15 protein-coding genes are annotated in these 16,816 nt (G+C 61.3%); 8 read left to right on the top strand and 7 right to left on the bottom strand.

Translation table 11 applies throughout. The features are described 5' to 3' along the window. Positions 1-204: 204 nt before the first annotated feature. Entirely contained in the window at positions 205-972 is a 768-nt protein-coding gene (locus tag JQ848_RS04205) for an SDR family oxidoreductase (protein ID WP_127196092.1), read from the bottom strand. A 20-nt stretch (positions 973-992) separates the two neighbouring features. Continuing rightward, positions 993-1,730 carry a sulfite exporter TauE/SafE family protein gene (locus JQ848_RS04200; RefSeq protein WP_010655593.1) on the bottom strand — a complete coding sequence of 246 codons (738 nt, stop codon included), beginning with the start codon at positions 1,728-1,730 and terminating at the stop codon, positions 993-995. Positions 1,731-1,921: 191 nt separating this feature from the next. Here JQ848_RS04200 and aptA point away from each other — a divergent pair, with 191 nt between their 5' ends. Next, positions 1,922-3,232: an omega-aminotransferase AptA gene (gene aptA / locus JQ848_RS04195; RefSeq protein ID WP_003443488.1), complete on the top strand. Its 1,311-nt coding sequence runs from the start codon at positions 1,922-1,924 to the stop codon at positions 3,230-3,232. Positions 3,233-3,333: 101 nt separating this feature from the next. On the opposite strand, the gene pdxR (JQ848_RS04190) is transcribed toward aptA, so the two are convergent. Continuing rightward, a complete protein-coding gene (pdxR, locus tag JQ848_RS04190) occupies positions 3,334-4,833 on the bottom strand; it encodes a MocR-like pyridoxine biosynthesis transcription factor PdxR (protein WP_161719027.1) in 1,500 nt (499 codons plus the stop codon). 183 nt (positions 4,834-5,016) lie between these two features. On the opposite strand from pdxR (JQ848_RS04190), the gene tauA reads away from it, so the two are divergent. From tauA to JQ848_RS04175, 3 genes are all read left to right on the top strand, one after another. Next, positions 5,017-6,021, top strand: coding sequence for a taurine ABC transporter substrate-binding protein (gene tauA / locus JQ848_RS04185; protein ID WP_127196805.1), 1,005 nt, complete (start codon positions 5,017-5,019; stop codon positions 6,019-6,021). A 71-nt stretch (positions 6,022-6,092) separates the two neighbouring features. Then, entirely contained in the window at positions 6,093-6,929 is an 837-nt protein-coding gene (locus tag JQ848_RS04180; protein ID WP_202210289.1) for a taurine ABC transporter ATP-binding protein, read from the top strand. Then, entirely contained in the window at positions 6,929-7,798 is an 870-nt protein-coding gene (locus tag JQ848_RS04175; protein WP_003443516.1) for an ABC transporter permease subunit, read from the top strand. Before JQ848_RS04180 ends, JQ848_RS04175 begins: the two co-directional genes overlap by 1 nt. Positions 7,799-7,934: 136 nt before the next feature. Here JQ848_RS04175 and JQ848_RS04170 read toward each other — a convergent pair whose 3' ends face one another. After that, on the bottom strand, positions 7,935-8,630 hold the full coding sequence (locus JQ848_RS04170; RefSeq protein ID WP_003443517.1) for a CerR family C-terminal domain-containing protein: 696 nt from the start codon (positions 8,628-8,630) through the stop codon (positions 7,935-7,937). 295 nt (positions 8,631-8,925) lie between these two features. On the opposite strand from JQ848_RS04170, the gene pdxR (JQ848_RS04165) reads away from it, so the two are divergent. The 4 genes from pdxR (JQ848_RS04165) to JQ848_RS04150 all read left to right on the top strand — a co-directional run bounded on the left by pdxR (JQ848_RS04165) (position 8,926) and on the right by JQ848_RS04150 (position 14,896). Beyond that, positions 8,926-10,437: a MocR-like pyridoxine biosynthesis transcription factor PdxR gene (pdxR, locus tag JQ848_RS04165; protein WP_010655589.1), complete on the top strand. Its 1,512-nt coding sequence runs from the start codon at positions 8,926-8,928 to the stop codon at positions 10,435-10,437. 274 nt (positions 10,438-10,711) lie between these two features. Further along, positions 10,712-12,007, top strand: a complete 1,296-nt coding sequence (locus tag JQ848_RS04160; protein WP_202210288.1) for a carbohydrate porin — start codon at positions 10,712-10,714, stop codon at positions 12,005-12,007. Positions 12,008-12,085: 78 nt separating this feature from the next. Further along, positions 12,086-13,546, top strand: a complete 1,461-nt coding sequence (locus JQ848_RS04155) for an amidase (RefSeq protein ID WP_202210287.1) — start codon at positions 12,086-12,088, stop codon at positions 13,544-13,546. Positions 13,547-13,582: 36 nt separating this feature from the next. Further along, on the top strand, positions 13,583-14,896 hold the full coding sequence (locus JQ848_RS04150) for a spinster family MFS transporter (protein WP_235972399.1): 1,314 nt from the start codon (positions 13,583-13,585) through the stop codon (positions 14,894-14,896). Positions 14,897-14,967: 71 nt separating this feature from the next. Here JQ848_RS04150 and cyoE read toward each other — a convergent pair whose 3' ends face one another. Genes cyoE through JQ848_RS04135 form a run of 3 tightly spaced genes read right to left on the bottom strand, consistent with a single transcriptional unit; the run spans position 14,968 to position 16,816 of the window. Beyond that, positions 14,968-15,855, bottom strand: coding sequence for a heme o synthase (gene cyoE, locus JQ848_RS04145; protein WP_003443531.1), 888 nt, complete (start codon positions 15,853-15,855; stop codon positions 14,968-14,970). Positions 15,856-15,866: 11 nt separating this feature from the next. Continuing rightward, entirely contained in the window at positions 15,867-16,193 is a 327-nt protein-coding gene (cyoD, locus tag JQ848_RS04140) for a cytochrome o ubiquinol oxidase subunit IV (RefSeq protein WP_003443534.1), read from the bottom strand. Further along, positions 16,193-16,816 carry a cytochrome o ubiquinol oxidase subunit III gene (locus tag JQ848_RS04135; RefSeq protein ID WP_003443536.1) on the bottom strand — a complete coding sequence of 208 codons (624 nt, stop codon included), beginning with the start codon at positions 16,814-16,816 and terminating at the stop codon, positions 16,193-16,195. Before JQ848_RS04135 ends, cyoD begins: the two co-directional genes overlap by 1 nt.

The raw sequence follows: 16,816 nt of genomic DNA, 5'->3' as shown, positions 1-16,816 counted from the left end.
TTGACGGGACGGGCTGGTAAGTTTGCAAACACTCTTCCAGAGTGGTTTGCCACCTGTGCCGCTTTTTGAATGAAACCAGCCTGCGGGCACACTATGGCAAGGACTCCTGGCTGTCTTTAGGATATTTCCTAGTTGAACTCCTGATGCCGGACAGGTAGCAAAACGGCTCTTGGGCATAGTGCTGTATGGCCCCCGGGGCCAGCGTCACGTGCCCTGAGCGCGCTCAATTGCAAAGTTGCTCCACGACTGGCTGACGGGCATCAGTTCAAGGCTATTGATGTTGATGTGCGCCGGCTGGTTGAGCAGCCAGAAAATCGTCTCGGCAATATCTGCTGGCTGAATGGCCTGGGCGCCGGTGTATAACGCGTCATACCGGGCCTGGTCGCCGGCAAAGCGCACTTGGGAAAACTCGCTCTCACACAACCCCGGCTCCAGATTGGTCACCCGCACACCAGTGCCTTGCAGGTCACAACGCAGGCTCAGGGAAAACTGCCGGACAAAGGCTTTGCTCGCGCCATACACATGGCTGCCGGGGTATGGCCAGTTACCCGCGATCGAACCCAGATTAACGATTCCCGCTCCGGCGCCGTGGGCAATCAGACGCGGCAACAGCAAGCGCGTGCTGTACAGCAGGCCCTTGATATTGGTGTCGACCATGGTGTCCCAGTCATCCAGCGAACATTGCTGGGCCGGGGTGGTGCCCAAGGCCAGACCGGCGTTGTTGATCAGACCGCGCAAGGTGTTGAAGGCCGGGGGCAGTTGCTCGATGGCCTGTTGCATGGCGTCGCGATCGCGGACATCGAGCACCAGTGCCAGGACTTCGGTCTGCGCCCCCAGTTCATCTGCCAGTGCCTGTAATCGCTCGGCGCGGCGCCCGGTCAGCACCAGCGCCCAGCCAGCGGCAGCAAAACGCCTGGCGCAGGCTTCGCCAAAACCGGAAGTGGCACCCGTGATAAAAACACTCGATCGCATAAGTTTCCCCCTGGAAAAAATCAGGACCACGCCCGCCCCAACAGGCCTGTGCCTGCCAGTAACAGCAATAGCCATTGAGTAAAACGGGCAGCCTGTTCGGCCTCGATACGCAAAAACAATTGCTGGCCCAGCCACAGCCCGAGCAGTAATGCGGGCAACATCTGCAGCGCTTGCCAGCCTGTATCCGAAGGGATAGCCGAGGCCATCGCCAGCCCCACCAGTGCAGCAATATCCACAGCGAAAAAGAACATGATCAGCGTCGCCCGCAGCACCTGTGCCCGCAACCCGCAATGGCTGAGCCACGCCACCACCAGTGGGCCGCCAATGCTGAACGCGGCAATCAACGCGCCGCTGCTGCCACCCACCAGCCAGGCCCCCGCCCGGCCCTCGCCCATTGGCAGGCGAACCCGCGCCAGCCCCAGAACCGCCAGCAACCCCACCAGCCCGTAAACCCCCAGCGTCAGCCCGCGGCTGTCGCTGCCGGTCAACAGCAAAATCCCGCAAGGCACACCGCAGGCCGCCGCCAGCAATAGACGCCTGAGCAAGGGGTAATTGGCCCCGCGCCAGGCACTGCGTAACAGCATCACGCTGGATGCGACCTCCAGGAACAACACCAGTGGCACCGCCTGCTGCAATGATCCAAGCATCGCCAGCCCGACCACCGCGATGGCGGCAAAGCCGAAGCCGGTCAGCCCGCGTACCACCGCTGCCACCAACACACAGAGAGCGCTCAAGGCCCAACTCGTTTCAGGGTTCATGCGCCGCTCCGGGGTGCTCGATGGCGCCACTGTAGTCAGCACGCCCCCACAGGCTTAGAGCCAGCCGGCGCTTTCGATGGTGCCAGAACTGGCTCCATCGAAAAGCCCGTCTGGATCTAAGTCACCGGCTGTTGCGGTGCCTAGTCTGCGAGCAACTGGAACACCCGGACTGCCCCTCAGGAGTGATACGCATGACGATGAATCTGAATCACCAATGGCTGCCTTTTACCGATAACCGCGAGTTCCAGCGGGCCCCGCAATTGTTTGTCCGCGCCGAGGGTGTGCACTACTGGAATAGCGAAGGTCGCGCGTTGCTCGATGGCAGCTCGGGGCTGTTCTGCAGTGCCGCTGGCCATGGCCGCAGCGAGATCGCCGAAGCCGTTTGCAAACAGTTACTGACCCTGGACTTCACCCCGCACTTTCAGCGCGCTTCGCCGTTGTCCTTTGAACTGGCCGAACGCTTGAGCGAACTGCTGCCTGAAGGCCTGAACAAAGTGTTTTTCACCAACTCCGGCTCCGAGTCGGTGGACAGCGCGATGAAAATCGCCCTGGCGTATCACCGTGCTCGCGGCGAGGCCCAGCGCACGCGTTTTGTGTCCCGCGAATGGGCATATCACGGGGTAAATTTCGGTGGCGTGGCGCTGTCCGGGATGATGCGCAACCGTCAGGCATTCGCGGCGGGCGGGCTGCCCCACGTCAGTCATATGCGTCATACCTGGCAAGAAAATCAGCGCTATCAATTGGGCGAGCCGCAGCATGGTGCAGACCTGGCAGACGATCTGGAACGGATCATCGCCATGCATGGCGGCGACAGCATAGCCGCGTGTTTCGTTGAGCCGATTGCCGGTTCCATTGGGGTGTATGTGCCGCCTGCCGGCTACCTCAAGCGCCTGCGCGAGATTTGCGACAAGCACGCAATCCTGCTGGTATTCGATGAAGTCATCACCGGCTTCGGCCGTACCGGGCAAGGGTTTGCGGCGCAGAGTTTCGAGGTCAGGCCCGACCTCATCACCATGGCCAAGGCCTTGACCAACGGCGCGATTCCGATGGGCGCAGTGGCGGTCGACGAGCAGGTCTACGACACCGTGATCAACGCCAGCAAAGGCGCCGGGCCGGAGCTGTTTCACGGTTATACCTACTCAGGGCACCCGGTGGCCTGTGCGGCGGCATTGGCGGCGCTGGATATTTACCGTGATGAGGACTTGTTCAATAAAGGCGCGCAGCTGACGCCTTATTTCCTGGAGTCATTGAGCGCTTTGCGCGGCTTGCCCCAGGTCAGCGATTTGCGTGGTTACGGGTTGCTCAGCGGGATTCAGCTGACCCCTGGCGAAGCCCCAGGGGCCAAGGGCGCGCGGGTCCAGCGTGCGCTGTATGACGCCGGCCTGCACGTCAAAACCACCGGTGATGCAATCATCTTCGCCCCGGCGCTGGTGACCTCGCGGGTGGATCTGGATGCGATGTTCGCGGTGCTCAAAGACACCCTCGGCCGCGAACAGTTGTAACCCCCACCCTGTAGGAGCGAGCTTGCTCGCGAGCCTTTCAGACCGGCAACGAAGAGCTCGCGATGCAATCACCTCGTTGCCTCTGCAAAACCGCGCCGCCGTCATCGCGAGGCAAGCTCGCTCCTGCTCATCTCCCGCCATGCCGCGCCCAGGGCGGTAATCCCGGGTTCGATCAGCTCTTGGGCAATCGCGCCAAACCCCAGCCGGAAACAATTGCGCGGGCGATGTTCGCTCAGGTAGTGGATATCCCCCGGCTCGATCAATACCCCGCGCCTGGCCGCCAGCCGTTGCAGGACCCAGGCATCGACACCCGGCGGGCAACGAACCCACAACGATGACCCGCCCGCCATGCCGGTGGCATTGAACTCGGGCAGGTGTTCGGCCATCGCCCGGCTGATTACCCGCCATTTACGCGCCAGCCGGTCACGCAAGCGCCGCCCATGGGCATCGTAATGGCCCATGGACAGGAACAGCGCCAGCGCACGCTGGTTATTCGACGGCGGATGCCGGTAGATATAGCGGCGCAGCGCACGCAGCTCATGGATCAACTCCGCATCGGCCGCAATAAAACCCAAACGTAGCCCCGGCAACAGGCTTTTGGTGAGGCTGCCCAGATAGATCACCCGGCCACTGTCATCAAAACTCTTGAGCGCCGGATGGTTACTGCCCAAAAAATTCTGCTCGCTTTCGTAGTCGTCTTCGATGATCAAAAAGTCCCGCTCCCGGGCGCTGGCCATCAGCTCCAGGCGCCGATACAGCGGCATGGTCACCCCGGTGGGCGATTGATGGCTGGGGGTACAGAACAGCATCTCGCAGCCATCCAGCTGTGCATCGACCACCAATCCCTGACGGTCAATGCACAGCGGTTTCAGTTCACAGCCGCTGAGGCCGAAAATATTGCGTGCATCGACATAGCCCGGCTCTTCCAGCCCCATCACCAACCCCGGGCGGCCAAGCAGTTGTCCCAGCATGTACAGCGAATTCTGGGTACCGATGGTCACCAGTATTTCTTGCGCCGAGACGCTGATGCCGCGCCTGGGCAGTACCCGCTGGATGATTTGTTCCACCAGCAATGGATCGTCGAGCATCACCTGATCATCGACCCAGCTGCGCATATGCGCGCCGGTGCTGGCGATACGCGAACAGTCACGCCAGCGGGCAGCCGTTTGTTCGTCAGCCTCGACCTGGCCATAAATAAACGGGTAACGGTACTCGCGCCAGTTGCGCGGTTTGACAATGGCCCGCAAACGCGACGAGCTGCTTTGCAGGCGGGCCTCCCAGTCCGGCGCGTGATCGGGGCGCTCGAAAATCTTGCGGGTGGCCGGCTTGAGGCTGAGGTTGAGTTGCTGACGCAGGTACTTCTCGTTAATGAAGTAACCGCGCCGATCCGAGGGGATCAGGTAACCGTCCTGTACCAACTGTTCGTAGACCAGCACCACGGTGTTGCGCGACACCTTGAGCAGTTCACACAGTTTGCGCGACGACGGCATCGGCTCACTGGGGGGCATGGCGCCGTCCAGAATCGCGCTGACCAGACTCTCACGCAGTTGCTCCTGTAACCCGCGCCCGGTTTCAAAGGGCCGGAAATAACGCTCCAACATGGCTCAAGCTCCTGCCCCGGCGCACCCTTATGACGCACCCGATACGCTACAGCCCTTGCCCCGCAAGGCCTGCAACGACCTCTGGCACCACAGGTTGCAGCAACTGGATCTAAAGCAAGCTTCGGGCCGCCGCCTAAGATCGGGCTGACTCAAACAACGCCTTCCCCTTCCCGGAGCCTCACCATGCTCAAGCCCCTGAATAAATGGATTCGTCGCGCGGTGTTGCTGCCGCTCACCGCCCTGACCCTGGGTCTGGCGGTCAATGCCCAGGCGCAAACCGTCACCATCGGCGTGCAAAGCATGTTTGCGCCATGGAAGGACGCCATCGCCCGGCAAGCTTTCGAAAAGGCCACCGGCTGGGACATCAAGTGGCGCAACTTCGACAGCGGCGGCGACGTGATGCTGGCCATGGCCTCGGGCGATGTGCAGATCGGGGTGGCCGGCAGTAGCCCGATTGCCGCGGCGCTGAGTCGCGGCGTGGACGCGCAACTGTTCTGGATTCTCGACAACATCGCCGACGCCGAGGCGCTGGTGGTGCGCAATGGCAGCGGCATCGTCGCGCCCCAGGATCTGGCGGGCAAAACCCTGGCGGTGCCGTTCGTCTCGACCACCCACTTTCACGCCTTGTTTGCCCTTGAGCAGTTCGGCCTGACCGGCAAGGTCAAGGTCATCAACCTGCAACCCTCGGACATTCCGGCCGCGTGGGAACGTGGGGATATCGATGCGGCGTTTATCTGGGACCCGGCACTGGGCCGCCTCAAACAGAGCGGTCATGTACTGCTGACGTCCGGCCAGTTGACCCACTGGGGCAAGGCCACGTTTGACGGGCTGGTGGTGGACAAAAAATTCGCTGCCGAAAACGGCCCGGGCATGCAGGCCTTTACCCAGGTGCTGCAAGACAGTACCGCCAGTTACGTCAACGCGCCAAAAACCTGGACCGCCGATTCGCCGCAGGTGATCAACGTGGCCAGACAATCCGGTGCCAAACCTGAAGAAGTGCCGCAGGTACTGGCGCTGTACCGGTTCCCGCTGGCCAGCGAACAGGCAGGTACCGCGTGGCTGGGCGGCGGGGCCGCCAAGGCCCTGGGAGCCACCGCTGACTTCCTCAAGGCGCAAAAGAAGATCCCGGCGCTGTTGCCCGACTACAGCGTGGCGATCAACCCGGCATTTGTGCAAAACATCAAATAAACCAGTCACCCGATTGTGGGAGCACGCTTGCCGGCTCCCACATGACTCAGCGAACAAAAGAGGAATCCACCATGAGCCTCAGCCTTAAAATCCATGATGTTTCGGTGCTCTATCCGGGACAGCAAAAGGGTCAGCCGGTGCGTGCCTTGTCCGGGGTCAACCTGGACATCGCCGCCGGAGATTTTGTGGTCGCCCTGGGCGCCTCGGGTTGCGGTAAGACCACGCTGCTGAATTTGATGGCCGGGTTTATTCAACCCAGCAGCGGCGTGATTACTTTGGGCGATTATCACGGCCTGGTGCCGGCACGGATCCATGGCGCCGAGTTGCGCGATCAAGTCACCGGCCCCGGTGCCGAGCGCGGCGTGGTGTTCCAGAAGCACGCGCTGTTGCCGTGGCTGAATGTGATCGACAACGTCGCCTTCGGCCTCAAGTTGCGCGGTATTGCCCGCGCCGAGCGCTATGAGCGGGCCATGCATTTTTTGCAATTGACCGGGCTCGCGGAGTTTCGCGACCACGCCACGTATCAACTGTCGGGCGGCATGCAGCAAAGGGTCGGGATCGCCCGGGCCCTGACCAACGATCCGAAAATGCTGTTGCTGGACGAGCCCCTGGGGGCGCTGGATGCCCTGACCCGGGAACGCTTGCAGGAGCTGATTCTGGAGATCTGGCAGCGCACGCAAAAGATGATGTTTTTCATCACCCACGATGTGGAAGAAGCGCTGTTCATGGCCACCCGCCTGATCATCATGTCACCGCGTCCGGGGCGTATCACCCATGAATTCGCGGTGGATTTCGGCCCGCGTTTTCTCGAATGCCGGGATGCCCGCGCGGTGAAATCCAGCCCTGACTTTATTGCCCTGCGCGAGCAGATCCTGAGCATCATCCACGGTGATGAGGAGGCGGCGTAATGAGCCTGCTAGATGAAAAACAACGCAATGCCGTGCTGCGCACCCTGAACGAACTGCGCCGCGCAGCTCCCGCCAGACCGGGCGAGCAATACGGTGCACCGGGTAACGGCTCAAGTCTGCTGCTCAGCTTCGGCACCGTCTGCGTGATAGTCGCCCTGTGGTTCTTGGCCACCCGTAACGGCTGGATCAAACCGTTGTTTCTGCCCTCACCGCAAGCGGTATGGGCGCAAATCGTGGATGTCAGTCGCGACGGTTTTGCCGATGCCAGCCTGCTGACCCACATAGGCTGGAGTGCCTTGCGGGTATTTGGCGCCTTTGCACTGGCCGCGTTGACGGCGATTCCGGTGGGTATTTTGATGGGCGTCAATCGGGTCGCCCGCGGGGTGTTCGACCCGCTGGTGGAGTTTTATCGGCCCTTGCCGCCGCTGGCCTACCTGCCGCTGGTGGTGATCTGGATGGGCATCGGCGAAGGCTCGAAAGTGCTGTTGATCTACCTCGCAATGTTCGCCCCGTTGGCGCTGAGTGCCCGGGCCGGCGTCAAGTCGGTGGCCATCGAGCAAATCCATGCGGCGTACTCGATGGGCGCCAGCCGGGGGCAGGTGCTCAAGTACGTGATCCTGCCCGCCGCGTTGCCCGAAATACTCACCGGAATGCGCATCGCCATAGGTTTTGGCTGGACCACCCTGGTGGCGGCGGAAATGGTCGCAGCCACCGCAGGGCTGGGGTTCATGGTACTCACAGCGTCCAAGTTCATGGCCACCGACGTGGTGATCATGGGCATCCTGATGATCGGCGTACTGGCGCTGCTGTTCGACCTGGGGATGCGCTGGCTAGAGCGCAGACTGGTGCCGTGGAAAGGCCGGGGGTAAGTGCAACATCATTCCTGTAACCCTGCTGAAGCGAGCTTCTCAAGAAGACTGCATTCTTTTGCCAATCAATATCGGTTCGATAAAAGCTCGCTCCTGCAGAGGACGGCGCGGGCATGCCCGTTTGTTTGCAGCGGTTTTATCGCGCCAGGCCGCGCAACAGGGCCACGGTCTGCTCGTGCACTATCTTCATCAACAGGGCGTAGCGCTTCGGCGTCAGCACATCCCAGTCCAGCGCCCTGAGCGAGCTGGCACGGGTCAGGTGGAATGGCAGCAACTGCCCGGTCAGGGTCATGGAGCGCAGGATGCACTCCTCCTGACTCGCCTGCGGCCCCATCAACCGCGAGATGATGCCACTGGTCACACCGATAATGCGCTGGCCAATGCGCTGGTTGATCACCTCTTCACCTGCATTCGGCCCCAACCCGGACTGCTCGCGCGCATAAAATTTGCGCCAGCTGCTGGTGCGGTTGGAAACCAGCATGAACTCGGCAATTCTGCTCTGGATCGAGCAGAAGGTTTCTATCAGCTGCTCAGTGTCGGGCCGGCCACCCAGTTGCGCCTGCGCCTCTTCGATGGTCGGCGCCAGGAAGTCCCAGATGTGCTCGACCATATGTTCGATGCAGGCGTTATAGACCCCTTCCTTGCTTTTGAAATAGTAATTGAGCGCAGGCGCATTGGCCCCTGCCAACTCGGCAATTTCCCGTGTCGATGCACCCTCGTAACCCTGCTCGCCGAACAGCTTCAACGCTGCTTCGATAATCCGCGCACTGGTTTCATCCCCACAGGGGTAACCGCCTTCGCTGGCTGATCGGCGCCGGTGAATGGTGCTCATGGGTTTCTCCTTGATCGATGAGGAGGCGAGTGTGCCTCAATTTATATCGATAGAAATAACTTTACCGATCGCAGTAATTATTCAACGGCTAACAATTCAGGCCACCATGACCGTACATCAGCCGGCTGACCGACCAACGCAACGGCATCACTCGCGCAAGCCGCTGAAAACCGTACCCGGTACCGCGCAGAGCTGGACCGGGTGCACAGTGACGGGCAACTGATCAAAGACTCCATAGCGCTGCAAAAGAGTCTTGGGTTAGGGTGGCGTTCCGCCGAATGATCCAGGGTTACCCATGCGCTCCAGCCAGCATGATTTGATGTGGCGCCAGCTGCTGCCCAAAGTGCGCAAGCATGATGAACCGCTGCAGGTTCAACTGTGCACCGCCTTTGTCACAGCCATGCTGGAGGGACGTTTGCCCGCCGGTACACGCCTGCCGTCGAGTCGGGATCTGGCGCTGCTGACCGGGGTTTCGCGCAACACCGCGGTGCTGGTGTATGAGCGACTGGTGGCCGAGGGGTATGTGGATTCACGCCCCCGCGACGGGTTCTTTGTTTGCGGGGCCATTACCCCGACGCAACAGGCCCGGGCCTCGCCCGCCCCGACAGCGCAGCCGCCGGACTGGTCTGCCCGCATGCACCGCGCCGGGCCTGAAATAGTGTGGGCCGATCGCCCGCCGATCTGGCGCGAAGTGCGCTACCCCTTCATCTACGGCCAGTTCGATCCCAAGCAGTTTCCGCTCTCGCAGTGGCGCCAGTGCAGCCGTCAGGCCCTGGAGGTCAAAGCGGTGGATCGCTGGTGGCAAGAAGGCGAGAACGTTGGTGAAAGCCAGTTGATCGACCAGTTGATTCGCCGCGTGTTGCCCCGCCGCGGAATCGCTGCGACCCACGATCAAGTGCTGCTGACCCTGGGCCGTCAGCAGAGCTTTTACTTGCTGGCGCGATTATTTGCCCGACCGGGCAGCGTCATCGGGGTTGAAGAACCCGGCTATCGCGATCCGCGCAATGCCTTTGCCCACGATGGCGCCCAGGTGCTGCCCTTGCCTGTCGACGAGCAGGGGCTGCAAATTTCCCCGGCCCTGGCACAGTGCGACTACCTGTACTGCACGCCGGCCTACCAGTGCCCCACCGGGGTGACCATGAGCCAGGCCCGACGCCTGGCCCTGCTCGAACATGCGCAACGGCATGACCAGGTGCTGTTCGAGGACGATGACGACCCCGAAACCGAATATGACGGCCACGCCTTGCCGGCACTCAAGGCCATCGACCCGGCGCAGCGGGTGATCTATCTCAGCAGTTTGTCCAAACTGCTGTCACCGGGGCTGGGCATCGGCTACATCGTGGCACCCGCCCCCGTCATCGAGCAGTTGCGTCAGTTGCAACGCCTGATGATTCGGCAAATCCCCGGCAACAATCAGATCACCGCAGCGCTGTTTATTCAGCAAGGCCACTACGACCGCCTGTTGCAGCAGGCCCGTGAGAACCTGCAGCTGCGCGCCCTCGCGGTAACCCGGGCACTGCGTGAAGCATTGCCCGACGCCGAGTTCGCCATGCCCAGTGGCGGCGCTACCCTGTGGCTGAAACTGGCGGGCCGGCATGACCTGCTGAGCCTGTACTACGCAGGCGTGGCCAAAGGCGTGCTGTTTGATCCGGGCAATGCGTTCTGCCTTGATCCCGACACCCTGACCCGGCCGAGCATTCGCCTGGGATTTGGCTCCATTGCCCAGGAGTTGATTGCGCCCGGGATCCAGCTATTGGGCCAGGTCATCAACAGCCACGCCCGGCGCCCCGGGGTTGTGCGCTCCTGAGGGACTTGCACCACAACAACACTTTCCCCAGCGCTGATCGCTGACGAGGCACAAGGCTGCGATGGGTTACGCAGCGACCCTGAAATTTTGCCGGGCCTGCGGCCCTTATCGCAGGCTCGTGCCTGGTCAGCGGCTACAGATTTTGCCTTGGCTGCTGGCCTCATCGATACTCACCGTTGGCCCCATCCGCTGGTTGTGAAAATGCAGTACTAATGCTGACCACCACACACCTGGCGTCGTCCTGAAAACATTTTAAGGATGGGAACCTCACACTATGTGCTCCAAGTCTTCGTTAGCCGTCTGCGTTGCCGCGACAGCCTTTGCTCATCACGCGCTGGCCGCTGACACTCCAGCAGCGCCAACGTGCGCGCAATACGAAAAAACCCTGACCCGCGCCGAACTGTCATTCAAGAACGTGCCGGTTTGTGCACGCATCAACCCCGAACTGTGGGGGCTGCGCAAGGAACTGGCCGAGCACGGCATCGGCTTCACCGCCACCTCGTACAACGGCTACACCTATGACGTGCTGGGACACAATGGAAAACCCCAGGTGTACAACGGCCAGAACCCCAGCTACAACACCTCGGTCAATCTGTACCTGACCTACGACCTGACCCGCATCGGTTTTGCCAACGATGCCCAGCTGACGCTGTCGGGCAACTGGGTGGACTCGACCTACACCCCGGCCAACCCACGGGTCAAAACCATGTCGGTGTTTGCCATCAACCAGTCCTTTTTCGACCACCAGCTGGAGCTGGAATACGGCTTTATCCCCGGTGTGCGGTTGTTCTACGGCATGGCCCTGGGTGGCAGTGCGTCCACCGCCGCTCTGGGGCCCAGCAGTGTGGTGCCGTTCCAGGTCGGGATGTCCGCCACCGAGCCGACGCCCACCTTCAACGTCATCGTCCGCGACCCGTCGCTGCACTTTTACAACAGTACCGCCGTGACCCGCAGCGTCAGCCCCGAAGGCATTCAAAAAGACATCGATCTCAACCCCAGCGGCTTTCGCCTGAGTGTGCAGGATGCCCGCGCCCTGTTCATCAACGAGGCCGGCTACAAACAGGCCGCCTCCCCGACCACCAACGGCATGTGGCTGCGGGCCGGAGCGATGTACAACAGCAGTGAGTACACCGAGTTTTTGAGCACCAGGAAGTCGGACAACAACTACGGGGTGTATCTGGCCGAAACGGTGCAGGTCAGCAAGCCCTACGGCGATGCACGGGGCTGGTACCTGGACAGCAAAATCGATTACTCCCCCGACTCGGTCAACGCCATCAACAAGGCATTCCAGATCAGCGCCTTCAACATCGGCCCGTTCGCCAGCCGCCCCGCCGACATGGCCGCCGTGGGCCTGACCAAAAGTTACTACAGCGACGATTTACGCAAAGCCACCCGGGCCTACGGCCAGGAAAGCGCGCCCTATACCCTGGCCGTGACCGCCTCCTATGCCGCCCGGCTGATCCCCGGGGTGTACTTGATCAGCGGCCTGACCTACACCAAAAACCCGGTATTTACCCCGATTCATTCCGATGCCCTGTTGTGGCAGGAATCGCTGAACTTCCTGTTTTAAGACCCGGACCGCAGCCCATAGCAGCCTGATTTCGCCCCGTCACCTGCAGGGCGAAATCCTTTCGCGAGGCCAGAAAACATGAGCACTGAAGTGAATCAATTATCCGCCGCTGACTACTTGTCGCTGGACGCCACGGCCATGGCCGAAGCGGTCCGCTGCGGCGAACTCTCGGGCCAGGCACTGCTCCATGGGGCGCAAGCCCGCTGCGATGCAGTCAACCCGCAGATCAACGCCGTGAACATGCGCCATGACGACCATGCTGCGACGATCCTGCAGGCACGCCGTGCCACCGGTACAGAACGCTCGGGGCTTCTGGCCGGGGTGCCGATGCTGCTCAAGGATCTGAACACCCACCTGCGGGGCACCGTGACCAGCAATGGCTCGCGGCTACTGGCAGACGCGCCGCCTGCCACCTTTGACAGCACCATCGTCCAGCGCTATCAGGACGCAGGCATGCTGATTTTCGGCAAAACCGCCAGCCCCGAATTTGGCCTGAGCACCACCACCGAGTCGTCGCTGTGGGGCCAGACCCGTAACCCGTGGAACCTGGCCCACAGTGCCGGCGGCTCGTCGGGAGGGGCGGCAGCGGCCGTGGCGGCAGGCATAGTGCCGGTGGCCCACGCCACCGACGGCGGCGGTTCGATCCGCATCCCGGCGTCCTATTGCGGGGTGTTTGGCCTCAAGCCCACCCGCTACCGCAACCCCCAGGGGCCACAGGCCTTTGAAGGCTGGTTCGGTGCCAGTTGCGGGCATGTGGTGTCACGCAGCGTGCGCGATTCGGCGCTGTTGCTGGATGCCAGCCACGGTCACGAATATGGCAGCCCGTACTGGCTGGCACCGCAGACCGGGAGTTTCAGCGAAGCCGTGGGGCGAGCCCCCGGTTCGTTGCGCATTGGCGTGGTTGATCAGGCCATGACCGGCATTGAACTGGCCCCCGATATCCGCTCGATTCTGCACAGTACTGTTGAATTGCTGTTGAGCCTCGGACACCGGGTTACGCCTTTGACGCTGCCGATTGATCCACAACAGCTATACAGCGCCCACGGGACTGTCGGTGCGGCAACCCTGCTGGCCGCCGTACGTGATCGCGAAGCGGTGCTGGGCCGCAGCTTTCACCCCCATGAGCTGGAGCGTATCAGTCGTCATTTACTGACGGACGCCACCGCCCTCAGCGCTGAAAGCCTGTACCGTGCGCGACGCGCCTTTGAACTGATCGGCAGTGGCATGGAGCATGTATTCAACGACTACGATCTGTTGCTCAGCCCGGTCACCAGCAGTGTCACCCCCGAGCTGGGGCTCGCCAGCCTGGACCAGGACTATGGGGATTATATTCAGGGTGTCGTCGCCAGCATCGGCTACACCGTGCTGGCCAATGTCAGTGGCCAGCCTTCGATGTCGGTGCCGCTGGGCACCAGCCCTGAGGGCTTGCCCGTGGGCATGATGTTTACCGTTGGCCTGTGCCGCGAAGACCTGTTGCTGCAACTGGCCGGGCAACTCGAACTGGCCAGCCCCTGGGCCGGTCGGCGCCCGCAGCTGTAACACCCTCAACCATCAACACTGCCGCACAGGATTGAAATGATGAACACCCAGGTCAGCGGATTTCGCCGTCATTACACCTTGTTTGTGCTGTTCCTGATTTCGGCTGTCAGCCTGATTGATCGCCAGGTCATGGGCGTGGTGATTGAACCGGTCAAGGCCGAGTTTCAGGTTTCCGACACCCAGATCGGTCTGCTCACCGGCCTGGCTTTTGCGTTGATCTACTGTGTGTTTGCGATCCCCCTGGGACGCTACGCCGACCGTGGCAACCGACGCAATCTGATTGGCTGGTGCTGTGCTTTCTGGAGCGTCATGGCCGTGCTCTGCGGGTTTTCCGGGAACTTCCTGAGCCTGGCACTGGCCCGCATCGGTGTCGCTGTAGGCGAGTCCGGCAGCGGTGCCGCGTCGATGTCGATGATCGTGGATCTGTATCCACCGCAGCAGCGATCCAAGGCCATCAGCGTGTTCATGCTCGGTGCTCCCATCGGCGCCCTGCTGGGCATGAGCCTGGGAGCCTGGATCGCGTATTACCACGGCTGGCGTGAAGCGTTTATCTGGATGGCCGTGCCGGGGATCATTGCCGCCGTGCTGCTGCGCTTTACGGCGACCGAGCCGTTGCGCGGACTCTGGGAAAAAGCCAGCCAGTCACGCCCCGACTTACTCCATGAAAGCCTGATGCAGGTGATGCGAGCCGCCTGGCAGTGCACAACCTTTGTCCGGATTGCCATGGCCGGAGCCCTGCTGGCCTTTGCCAGTTACGCCTTCAGCATCTGGAGCACTGCCTTTCTGGTGCGCAGCCACGGCCTGAGCCTCAGGGACGCCGGGATCATCATGGGCCTCGCTGCCGGGCCGGGGGCCATTATCGGTTCACTTTCCAGCGGTTGGCTGAGCGCAGGCCTGGCCCGGCATGACAGCCGCTGGCAACTGGGTGTGCCCATTGTCGGGGCGTTGATCGCCTGCCCGATGGCCATTGCGTTTGCCCTTTACCCGGCGGGCAATCCCTGGTCGCTGGGGGCGCTGCAAGTACCGCAAGCCGCTGTCTTCATGTTCGGCATGTCAGTGTTCGGCATGTGGTGGATGGCACCGAGCTACACCGCCATCGCCCAGCTGGTCGCCCCTGAGCGCCGGGCGACCATGATTGCCCTGTATAACTTCGGGATCATGGCCCTGGGTGCGGGTTTCGGGCCCTTGGCGGTGGGGGTACTGAGCGACCATCTGACGCCCGCCCTGGGGGTGGATGCGCTGCGCTGGTCGCTGGTGATCTGTGCCAGCAGCTACCTGCTGGCCAGTGGGTTGCTGCTGAGCGTGCTGCGGCCTTATGCCGATAATGCGGCAACCCGGTTAAACCCCTGAGCCACAGGAATCGGCGGCAAAAAAAAGCCCCGCTCTTCTTTCGAAGGCGGGGCTTTTTTGATCTGGCTAACTCAGTGCGCGTAAGTCAGTAACAACTCAGCAGGCACTTTGAAGTCCAGGGACATCATGACGCTCAGGGCGGTAATGGTGAAGATCGAGAACACGAACAGCTTGCGTGCCCAGACCTTGTCGTCGACCGCCTTGTAACCGGTCCACGCCATGTACAGCCAGTACATGCCCATCGCAGCTGCCACGGCCATGTAGCTCATGCCGGCGTAACCGCCAAGGGTGAGCATCAGGGTCGCGATCAGGAACGCGAGGATGTAGAGCAGGATGTGCTTCTTGGCAACCTTGATCCCGCGCTTCACTGGCAACACCGGAATCGATGCGGCCAGGTAATCGTTGAAGCGGAAGATCGCGATGGCGTAGGAATGCGGCATCTGCCACAGGCTGAACATCACCAGCAAGGTCAGCGCGGCCATGTCGAAGTTATTGCTGACTGCGACGTAGCCGATAACCGGCGGCATTGCACCCGACAGACTGCCTATGAGCGTGCCGTGAACCGACTTGCGCTTGAAGTACAGGCTGTACAGACCGACGTAGATCACGAAGCCGATCGCGGCGAACAATGCCGCCAGCGGGTTGGCCACGCGATACAGCAGTACCAGGCCGGCAACCCCCAGCAAGGTGGCGTAGATCAATGCCACCTTGAGGGAGATCAAACCTTGTACCAGTACCCGGTTCTTGGTGCGGTCCATCTTGATGTCGATGTCGCGGTCGATGCAGTTGTTGAACACGCAACCGGACGCAACCACCAGGGAGGTGCCGATTACCGCGGCCAGGAAGAGGGCAAGATCGAAATGCCCCTTCGAGGCCAGGAAAAACCCGCCTGCCACAGAAAGCACGTTACCGAAAATGATCCCCGGTTTGGTGATTTGGATAAAGTGCTTGAAGGACATCGGGTTTTACCTCACTTCGCCATCATTTCGGTGTGGATACTGAACATGATCCACAGGGACAAGCCCACCAGCAGAACGATAACCATCGCGGCAAATACCAGCGCCGTGACGTTGTTGCGTTGTGCCGCCGAGCGGTCCAGGTGCAGGAAGTACACCAGGTGAACAACTACTTGCACCACGGCGAACAACAGCACGATCGCCAGGGTGGTCATTTTCGGCAGGCTTGGGTACATCACCAGGCCGAACGGAATGACAGTCAGGATTACAGACAGGATGAAGCCAATTGCGTAGGACTTCACGCTGCCGTGGTTGGCGCCGTCGGAATGTGCGTTAGCCATTACAAAGTCCCCATCAGGTAAACAACGGTGAATACGCAGATCCAGACCACGTCCAGGAAGTGCCAGAACAGGCTCAGGCAGCTCAGACGGGTCTTGTTGGTCGACGTCAGGCCATTTTTCTGCACCTGATACATCATGATCGCCATCCAGATCAGACCGCTGGTCACGTGCAGACCGTGGGTACCGACCAGGGTGAAGAACCCGGACAGGAAGCCTGAACGGCTAGGGCCGTAGCCTTCGGAGATCAACAGATGGAATTCGTTGATTTCCATGGCGATAAAGCCGGCGCCCAGCAGGAACGTCATGGCCAGCCAGAACAATACCTGCTGTTTCTTGCCCTTGAACAACGCCAGCATGGCGAAGCCGTAGGTGATCGAGCTGAACAGCAACAGGGCGGTTTCACCCAGTACGTAAGGCAGCTCGAAGATGTCGTGGCCCGACGGGCCACCCGCTACGTTGTTAACCAGAACTGCATATACCGCGAAGATCGACGCGAACAAAATGCAGTCGGTCATCAGGTAGAGCCAGAAACCGAATACGGTAGTCTCGCCCGCGTCGTGGTGTTCCTCGTGCTCATGGTCGTGACCATGAGCGTGTCCAGCAGTGGTCGCTAAGTTCGACAT

Source organism: Pseudomonas paraversuta, assembly GCF_904067025.1.
GTDB lineage: Bacteria > Pseudomonadota > Gammaproteobacteria > Pseudomonadales > Pseudomonadaceae > Aquipseudomonas > Aquipseudomonas paraversuta.
Note: the sequence above shows the minus strand (reverse complement) of the source record. Positions and strands in the feature narration are given on the sequence as shown.

What these genes read in the sequence shown, in the direction of transcription:
- JQ848_RS04205 (WP_127196092.1), bottom strand. Translation starts at nt 972, where the DNA reads ATGCGATCGAGTGTTTTTATCACGGGTGCCACTTCCGGTTTTGGCGAA.
- JQ848_RS04200 (WP_010655593.1), bottom strand. Translation starts at nt 1,730, where the DNA reads ATGAACCCTGAAACGAGTTGGGCCTTGAGCGCTCTCTGTGTGTTGGTG.
- aptA (WP_003443488.1), top strand. Translation starts at nt 1,922, where the DNA reads ATGACGATGAATCTGAATCACCAATGGCTGCCTTTTACCGATAACCGC.
- pdxR (WP_161719027.1), bottom strand. Translation starts at nt 4,833, where the DNA reads ATGTTGGAGCGTTATTTCCGGCCCTTTGAAACCGGGCGCGGGTTACAG.
- tauA (WP_127196805.1), top strand. Translation starts at nt 5,017, where the DNA reads ATGCTCAAGCCCCTGAATAAATGGATTCGTCGCGCGGTGTTGCTGCCG.
- JQ848_RS04180 (WP_202210289.1), top strand. Translation starts at nt 6,093, where the DNA reads ATGAGCCTCAGCCTTAAAATCCATGATGTTTCGGTGCTCTATCCGGGA.
- JQ848_RS04175 (WP_003443516.1), top strand. Translation starts at nt 6,929, where the DNA reads ATGAGCCTGCTAGATGAAAAACAACGCAATGCCGTGCTGCGCACCCTG.
- JQ848_RS04170 (WP_003443517.1), bottom strand. Translation starts at nt 8,630, where the DNA reads ATGAGCACCATTCACCGGCGCCGATCAGCCAGCGAAGGCGGTTACCCC.
- pdxR (WP_010655589.1), top strand. Translation starts at nt 8,926, where the DNA reads ATGCGCTCCAGCCAGCATGATTTGATGTGGCGCCAGCTGCTGCCCAAA.
- JQ848_RS04160 (WP_202210288.1), top strand. Translation starts at nt 10,712, where the DNA reads ATGTGCTCCAAGTCTTCGTTAGCCGTCTGCGTTGCCGCGACAGCCTTT.
- JQ848_RS04155 (WP_202210287.1), top strand. Translation starts at nt 12,086, where the DNA reads ATGAGCACTGAAGTGAATCAATTATCCGCCGCTGACTACTTGTCGCTG.
- JQ848_RS04150 (WP_235972399.1), top strand. Translation starts at nt 13,583, where the DNA reads ATGATGAACACCCAGGTCAGCGGATTTCGCCGTCATTACACCTTGTTT.
- cyoE (WP_003443531.1), bottom strand. Translation starts at nt 15,855, where the DNA reads ATGTCCTTCAAGCACTTTATCCAAATCACCAAACCGGGGATCATTTTC.
- cyoD (WP_003443534.1), bottom strand. Translation starts at nt 16,193, where the DNA reads ATGGCTAACGCACATTCCGACGGCGCCAACCACGGCAGCGTGAAGTCC.
- JQ848_RS04135 (WP_003443536.1), bottom strand. Translation starts at nt 16,816, where the DNA reads ATGTCGAACTTAGCGACCACTGCTGGACACGCTCATGGTCACGACCAT.